8 protein-coding genes are annotated in these 6,770 nt (G+C 70.6%); 4 read left to right on the forward strand and 4 right to left on the reverse strand.

The features are described from left to right. From M0R80_30555 to M0R80_30565, 3 genes are all read right to left on the reverse strand, one after another. The coding region (locus tag M0R80_30555) for a hypothetical protein (GenBank protein MCK9463980.1) at window positions 1–403 on the reverse strand (403 nt) is incomplete at its 3' end. Between the two features lie 94 nt (window positions 404–497). Beyond that, the gene (locus tag M0R80_30560; protein MCK9463981.1) at window positions 498–1,706 is read right to left on the reverse strand and encodes a M23 family metallopeptidase; all 1,209 of its coding nucleotides are present in this window, start codon (window positions 1,704–1,706) and stop codon (window positions 498–500) included. A 66-nt stretch (window positions 1,707–1,772) separates the two neighbouring features. Then, window positions 1,773–2,303, reverse strand: a complete 531-nt coding sequence (locus M0R80_30565; GenBank protein MCK9463982.1) for a hypothetical protein — start codon at window positions 2,301–2,303, stop codon at window positions 1,773–1,775. Between the two features lie 215 nt (window positions 2,304–2,518). Here M0R80_30565 and M0R80_30570 point away from each other — a divergent pair, with 215 nt between their 5' ends. The 4 genes from M0R80_30570 to M0R80_30585 all read left to right on the forward strand — a co-directional run bounded on the left by M0R80_30570 (window position 2,519) and on the right by M0R80_30585 (window position 6,071). Continuing rightward, window positions 2,519–3,418 (forward strand): MBL fold metallo-hydrolase, encoded by a 900-nt coding sequence (locus M0R80_30570; protein MCK9463983.1) that lies wholly within the window; start codon window positions 2,519–2,521, stop codon window positions 3,416–3,418. An 88-nt stretch (window positions 3,419–3,506) separates the two neighbouring features. After that, window positions 3,507–4,172 (forward strand): sigma-70 family RNA polymerase sigma factor, encoded by a 666-nt coding sequence (locus M0R80_30575; GenBank protein MCK9463984.1) that lies wholly within the window; start codon window positions 3,507–3,509, stop codon window positions 4,170–4,172. Then, window positions 4,147–4,674 carry a hypothetical protein gene (locus tag M0R80_30580; GenBank protein MCK9463985.1) on the forward strand — a complete coding sequence of 176 codons (528 nt, stop codon included), beginning with the start codon at window positions 4,147–4,149 and terminating at the stop codon, window positions 4,672–4,674. Before M0R80_30575 ends, M0R80_30580 begins: the two co-directional genes overlap by 26 nt. A 2-nt stretch (window positions 4,675–4,676) precedes the next feature. After that, a complete protein-coding gene (locus M0R80_30585; GenBank protein ID MCK9463986.1) occupies window positions 4,677–6,071 on the forward strand; it encodes a hypothetical protein in 1,395 nt (464 codons plus the stop codon). Between the two features lie 18 nt (window positions 6,072–6,089). Here M0R80_30585 and M0R80_30590 read toward each other — a convergent pair. Next, window positions 6,090–6,770: hypothetical protein (locus tag M0R80_30590; protein ID MCK9463987.1), on the reverse strand; the 681-nt coding region annotated here is incomplete at its 5' end.

The following is a 6,770-nucleotide window of genomic DNA, read 5'->3' on the forward strand; positions in this document are numbered from 1 at the left end:
GGTACGAGTGCGAGGCGGCGACGTCGTCGATGCCGAGGAGCGCGGCGATGGGCACGATCAGCTGGATCTGGTCGATGTAGGTCGAGTTGGTCATGCCCCACTCGATCTCGTCGTGGAGCAGCGTCCCGTGCTGGTACCCCATCTCGTACGGCGTGCCCGTGAGCCAGACGATGATGTACCCGTCGCGCTCCTCAAGGTGCGACGGCACCGCCTCCCACGGGCCGGCGTCCTCGCCGCCGTCCGCGCCGCCGTCGGAGTCGGCGTCCGAGTCCGAATCCGCGTCCGAGTCGGAGTCGGAGTCGGAGTCGGAGTCGGTCGATGCGTCGCTCACCGGGCTTCCGGCATCGTCGGAGCACGCGGCCACGAGGCCGGATAGAACAAGAATGAAGAAAGAGATCCGCATGATGCACCTCGTGATCGCACCGCGATGCCCTCACCCGCTGCGGCGCTGGCGATGCCTTCCTCCCTCTCCCGCCGGGAGAGGGCCGGGGTGAGGGCTACAGTATCGCTCCGAGCAGCCCCTGCGCCTTGTGTCCCGCCGCGCTGCACCCGCAGCCGGAGCCGCTCGAGCCGCCGTTGTCATCCGCGTCGGAGTCCGAATCCGCGTCAGCGTCCGAGTCCGTGCCCGCGTCGGTGTCGGTGTCGCCGTCGGTGTCCGCGTCCGTGTCCGCGCCGGCGTCGGGCGGATCCTCCTGCGGAAGGTCGCCGTCGCACTCGACGCCGAGCGTGAAGCCGCTCACCGCGCCCTCCCAGCCGTCGACGACGATGACGACCTCGACCCCGGCCGCCGCGTCGAACGAGAGCGCCTCGTCGGCCGTGTCGCCTTCGGACGACTCCGCGATGCAGTCCTCGCCGTCGCACGCCGTGCCGCCGAGCACGAACAGGTCGAGATCCGCGAAGAGCCCGGTGAGCGTCACGGTCACGGGCTCGTCGAGGTCGGTCGCGAACGAGTAGGCGATCTCCGGCCCGCTGTAGACGAACTCGGAGCCGCAGCCGTAGTAGAAGTTGCCGGTCGTCGACCCGGCGCCGTCGTTGCTCGCCGTCACCAGGGCGCCGCAGGTGAGCAGATCCAGAGGCTCGCAGTCGGCCGGCTCGCCGCACGAGATCGCCGGCAGCGCGTCGTACGCGCCCTGCGACGCCCACATGGACTCCGCGGCGTCGGAGCAGTCGCCCGCGAAGGGATCATACCGGACCGAGTAGTCCGCGCTGTTGATCTCGAAGTGCAGGTGCGGTCCGGTGGAGTTGCCCGACGACCCCATCAGCCCGATCGGATCGCCGCACGCGATCACGTCGCCCTCCTCGACCTCCACGCTCCCGAGCATCATGTGGCCGTAGACGCCGTAGAGGCCGTCGTAGTGTGCGACCCGCGCGTAGTTGCCGTACCCCGAGCAGTCGCTGCAGCCGGAGACCGTCAGCCCGTCGCAGCACCCGTCGAGCACGCTCTCGACGACGCCGGCCGCCGCCGCCCGGATGTCGCGCCCCTCCTCCATCCCGGTCCAGCTGCCGCCCCCGAAGTCGGTTCCGCGGTGGCCGCTGTAGGTGTTGTCCAGGCAGTTCCAGTCGACGCCGCCGTGATCGTAGTACGCCGTCACGTAGAAGTGCGGGTAGTCCTCGGCGCTCGTGGGGAAGCTGAGCTGCGCCGCGGCCGGGGCCCCGGACAGGAGAATCGACGCCGCGATCACGATGATCTTCGCGATGTCCCTCATGGCTCGAGGATACGCCAGGGTGAGCGGGGAAGCCAGCGGTCGGGCGCGTTTGCCGCGAGAGGGTGCCTACATGCACTTGTTCCAGAAGTCGTCGACGGTCTTGGCGCCGATACGGCACTGCGCGGTCTCCTTGGAGACGTCCGAGGAGATCTTGTCCGTCTTGCACTTCTTGACGTTCTCCTCGAGCTTCGCCTTGCCCGCCTCGGCGTCGGCCCTCGCCTTCGCGATCGCGCTCTGCCGCTCGCTCGAGAGCGCCTGCATCGCCGCGTCGGTGTTCTTGGCCGCCTCGTCCTTCTTGGGCGCATACTCGGCGTTCAGCTTCGCCTTCTCCTCGTCGGTCGCGGCCGCCTTGATCTTCTCCTCGAGCTCGGCGTCGACCGCCTTGAGCGCCGCGTCGATCTCGCCCTGCAGCTTCTCGAGCCTCGCCGTGAAGCTCTTCTCGAGCTCGCCGATGACCTCGTCGACGGGCGTGGTGTCGACCTCGCCGCGCAGCTCCTCGAGGTGGCGGCACATCTCGTCGAGCTCCTGATCGGTCGGCCGCTCCATGCACCCCGCCGCGAGCGACGCACCGAGCGTAGCGATAATGATGATGGTCATACGTCCTGTCATTTCATGGTCCCCCTTTTTCGAAATCGGGCAGGGTCCCCCCGGACCCATGCACGGCAAAACAATACCCTAGAGACGCGCGTTCCGGCAACCGTCGTTTGGAGGTGTTTGGAGATGACGCCCTGCGCCCGATCGCGGCCGTCGTTGTACGCCGATTCGCTTCGCGGTATGGATGGGCGGCGCGCCCCGCGCGAGGGAGGAACGACGTGAACGACGATCTCGTGCTCATCGATCTGGATCAGCCTCGGGAAGGGTACAGGAAGTTCCTGAGCGCCTGGCTCCGGCGCAAGGGCGATCTCGTGTTCGTCGTCGATCCCGGCCCGCGCTCGACCGCCGCGCACCTCGTCGGCGAGCTCGAGCGGCTCGGGGTCACCCGCGTGGACTACTTCCTCCTGACCCACATCCACATCGATCACGGCGGCGGCGCGGCGGAGTTGCTCGGGGCGTTCCCCGGATCACGCCTCTACTGCCACCCGGCGGGCGCGAAGCACCTGATCGAGCCGACCGGCCTCTGGAAGGGCTCCGTCTCCGTGCTCGGGGACGTCGCCGAGATGTACGGCGCGCCGACGCCGGTGCCGGCCGACAGGATCGCGACCGGGGAAGAGCTGACGGCCCGCGGCATCGAGCCTGTCATGACCCCCGGCCACGCGGTGCACCACGTCTCCTTCCTGCACGGCGACACGCTGTTCGCCGGCGAGGCGTTCGGCACCCGCTCCCCGCTCCCGAGCGGCGCGCTGTACATGCGCCCCGCCACGCCGAAGCGCTTCTTCCTCGACCAGGCGCTCGCGTCGCTCGACACCCTGCGCGCGCTCCCGGTCGAGCCCGCGCTCACGGCGTTCGCCCACTACGGCTCGCTGCCGGGCGCGTTCGCCTACGCCGACGCGGCGAAGCGGCAGCTCCTGCTCTGGGTCGAGACGGCACGCGAGGCGATGGCGGCGGGGACCGCGCGGCCTCGGCTCGACGACCTCGTGTTCGCGAAGCTCCAGGAGCTCGATCCCATCTACGGCCAGGGCCGCTTCGACGAGCTGGCTCCCGAGGTCCGGAGGCGGGAGCGCCACTTCCTCACGAACTCGCTGGACGGGATCCTCGGCTGGCTCGAGGGGTGACCGCGGCTCTCGCCCGAAAAGAGCCGCCGCCGCGAAATATCGCACCGGCCTCCGCGTACTCCCTCGTGAGGAGGCGCGAGGATGGGAGATGCGGACGGTTTCCATGACGACGCCCACTCGACGAGACGGGCCGACTGCCGACGGCGGAGCGCAGGGCGAGCCGCTGCTCGTCGCGCGCGCCTTCGCGGGGGACGCCGAGGCGTTCGAGGCGATCGTCGCGCGGTACCAGAGGCCCGTGCTCGGGCTCACGCGCCGCTACCTCCGCAACGCGGCGGACGCGGAGGACGCGGCCCAGGAGGCGTTCATCCGGGCGTTCGTGCACCGGGACCGCTTCGATGCGGCCCGCCCGCTCCTCCCGTGGCTCCTGGCGGTCGCGCGCCACGCCTGCCTCGACCGGCTGCGCCGCGGGCGACGGGAGGAGATCGCGGCCACGGTGCAGGCCGACGACCGCGCGTCAGACGGCCCGACAGCGGAGGACGCCCTGTCCGACCGGGAGCGGCTCGAGCGGCTCTCGCTGGCGCTCGACGCCTTGCCGGAAGGACAGCGCGAGGTCGTGGCGATGTTCCACCTGGACGGGCTCGCGTACCGCGAGATCGCGGAGGCGCTGGACGTGCCGATCGGCACGGTGATGACCTGGCTGCACCGCGGCCGCGCGCGGCTTCGGGAGGCGGTCCTCGCGGAGCCGGCGCACGAAGGCCGAGGAGAGGGACTGAGGGGAGGAGCGGCACATGACGGACATGCACCTGAGCGATGAGCGCCTCTCGGAGCTGGGCTGCGATCGCGCGTCGGTCCCGGTGAACGGCGAGCGGGCGCACCTCGAAACCTGCGCCGCGTGCCGCGAGCGGCTCGGCGAGGAGCGGCTCCTCAGCGCGCTCCTCTTTGGGGTTCCCGTCGAGCCGCCGTCCGCCTCGTTCGTGGCGGGCGCCTTGGAGCGGTACTCGCGCACGACCCGCTCCAGGACGTGGCTGCGCGCGGTCGTCGTGCTCTCGCTGCTCGCCGTGGCCGCGGGGATCTGGGTGCTCGTCGCTTGGGCGGGTTCCGACGCGATTGCGATCGACACCGCGAAGACCGTCGCGACCTGCGCCGCCGTTTTTCGCGCCCTCTGCGCCTTGGCCGCGGCGTCGCCCCTCGGCTCTGTCGTGTGCATCGCCTTGGCGTCGATGGTCTTGATCGCCGCGAGCGGAGCGCTCGCGGCACTCATCGGCAACCCCGCAAGGACCCGCGCCTCGGTCGAGGCGCGTGCGAAGGAGGTCTGAAAATGCGCGTCGAATCGAAACCCCGCGTCGCCCTCGCGACCTGTCTCGCGCTCGCAGCGGCGCTCTCGCTCCCCGTTGACGCCGCGGCCCGGGAAACCGGGACAGCGGAGGCGGGCGACCCCGACGGCGCCGCGTCGCGCCTCGACGGAGATCTCGCGAAATGGCCGACCGTGACAGTGGCCCTCGAGAACGCGACGGCGAACGACGCGCTCGCCGCCGTCGCCGCGAGGGTCGGCCTCGACTATGTCGCGCCCGCCGCGGGCCCGGGCGGGGACGTCCGGATGACGCTGTCCATGAAGCGGCGGCCCGGCCGCGAGGCGCTCGAGACGATCCTCGAGGTCGCCGGGATGCGCGCCTCGATCCGCGGGGGGATGCTCGTCGTGTCGGCCGAGCCAGCGGTGCCGCCAGCCGAGACGGCCGCTTCGCAGGCTGCCGCGCAGGTCGAATCATCGGAGCCCGTCCCGCAGCCGGCGCCCGCAGCCGCTCCACAGGCCTTTCCGCAGGCCGCGGCGACGCCCGAGCCCCCGGCGCAACCCGACGACGACGACCAGGGACGCCGCCGTCGCCGTCACGACGGCAAGCGCCGCGAGCTCGTGCGCTTCGGCGAGCCCCTGCGGGTCGAGGCCGGCGAGGTCGTCGACCAGGCGGTCGCCGTTGGGGGGCCGCTGACGATCGCCGGCACGGTGCTCGAGGACGCGGTCTGCGTCGGCGGTCCGGTGACGCTCGAGCCCACCGCGGTGGTCGAGGGAGACGTCGTGTCGGTCGGCGGCTCGGTCGACGTGCAACCGGGCGCGACCGTCCACGGCGACCGCGTGGGGATCGGCGGTCCGATGGGCGGCATCGTCGGCAGGATCGTGAGCGGGGGGGGCGCGAACGACGTGCCCATCTGGCTCTTCGTGGTCCTCGGCGTCGTGTCGGCGCTCGTCAAGGCCGCGGTCGTCCTCCTCATCGGGCTCCTCGTGATCTCGTTCCTGCCCGAGAGGTACGCGCGGGTCCGGGATCAACTCGTCCGGCGCCCGGGCAGATCGGCCCTCGCCGGGCTCATCATGGCGCTCGCGATCGTGCCGCTCTGCATCCTGCTCGCGGTGACGGTGATAGGCATCCCGCTCATCCCGATCGCCGGACTGTTCCTGTTCCTGCTCATGGTGCTCGGCGGGACGGCCTTCGCGAGCTGGCTCGGGGACAAGCTGCCGATCTTCAGGGGCCGCAAGTCCCAGTTCGGCGCCCTGGCGCTCGGAACGGCGGTCGTCTTCCTCGTCGGCCTCATCCCGGTGGTCGGAGGGATCGCGGTCGCGGCCGTATCGTTCGTCTCGGCCGGCGCGGCGCTGCTCTCGAAGCTCGGCGCCCCGCCCAAGGGCGCGCCCGAGAGCGGCGCGGGCGCTCCGGCCGCGGTCTGATCCCGCTCATTATCGTCTCTAGTAGATCGTCACCGTGTCCACGTACCAGTAGTTGATGTTGAAGGAATCGGCGCCTGCCGCGCGGAACCTGACTTGCGTGGTCGCCGTCCGGCACGCGGTCGGGAGCGCCACGTTGTAGGTCGTCGGTCCGAAGGAAGCGGCGGCATAGTAGCCGTCGACAAAGGTGTTGAGCGTCACCCAGCCGGAGCCGCCGTTGCACTCCACGTACATGTACTCGTCGGTGTTCGTGTAGTCGTAGAGGTACTCGTCGTAGTCGCTCAGCTCCAGCGAGTAGGCGAGCGTCGCGGCCGAGCACCCGGACAGGCTGAACGACGGCGACGTGGTCGAGTAGCTGTAGTAGGTCACGGTCGGCGTCCAGCTGAAGTACATCGAGTAGTAGGACGAATTCCACGCCCAATTGGTCTCGGTAGCCCAGCCGTCGCTGCCGGAGGTGAACGTCCACGCGCTCGGGTACGTGCAGCTGGAGGTGCACGTGCCGGCCACGCATACCATGCCGGTGCCGCAGGAGCCGCCCTCGTTGATCGCCGTCCAGCTGCACGTCGAGTCGCCGTCGCACCAGTAATCCCTGCACGTCGTGTCGGTGCAGGTGACCGTCGAGCCCAGGCACGATCCCGCCCCGTTGCACGTCGTCGAGTAGGTGCACGGGTTGCCGTCGTCGCACGCGTTCCCGCTCGGGTA

The organism is Pseudomonadota bacterium (genome assembly GCA_023229365.1).
Taxonomy (GTDB): Bacteria; Myxococcota_A; Polyangia; order JAAYKL01; family JAAYKL01; genus JALNZK01.

Coding starts and splice junctions, on each gene's coding strand:
- M0R80_30560 (MCK9463981.1), bottom strand. CDS start 1,706: ATGAGGGACATCGCGAAGATCATCGTGATCGCGGCGTCGATTCTCCTG.
- M0R80_30565 (MCK9463982.1), bottom strand. CDS start 2,303: ATGACCATCATCATTATCGCTACGCTCGGTGCGTCGCTCGCGGCGGGG.
- M0R80_30575 (MCK9463984.1), top strand. CDS start 3,507: ATGCGGACGGTTTCCATGACGACGCCCACTCGACGAGACGGGCCGACT.
- M0R80_30580 (MCK9463985.1), top strand. CDS start 4,147: ATGACGGACATGCACCTGAGCGATGAGCGCCTCTCGGAGCTGGGCTGC.
- M0R80_30585 (MCK9463986.1), top strand. CDS start 4,677: ATGCGCGTCGAATCGAAACCCCGCGTCGCCCTCGCGACCTGTCTCGCG.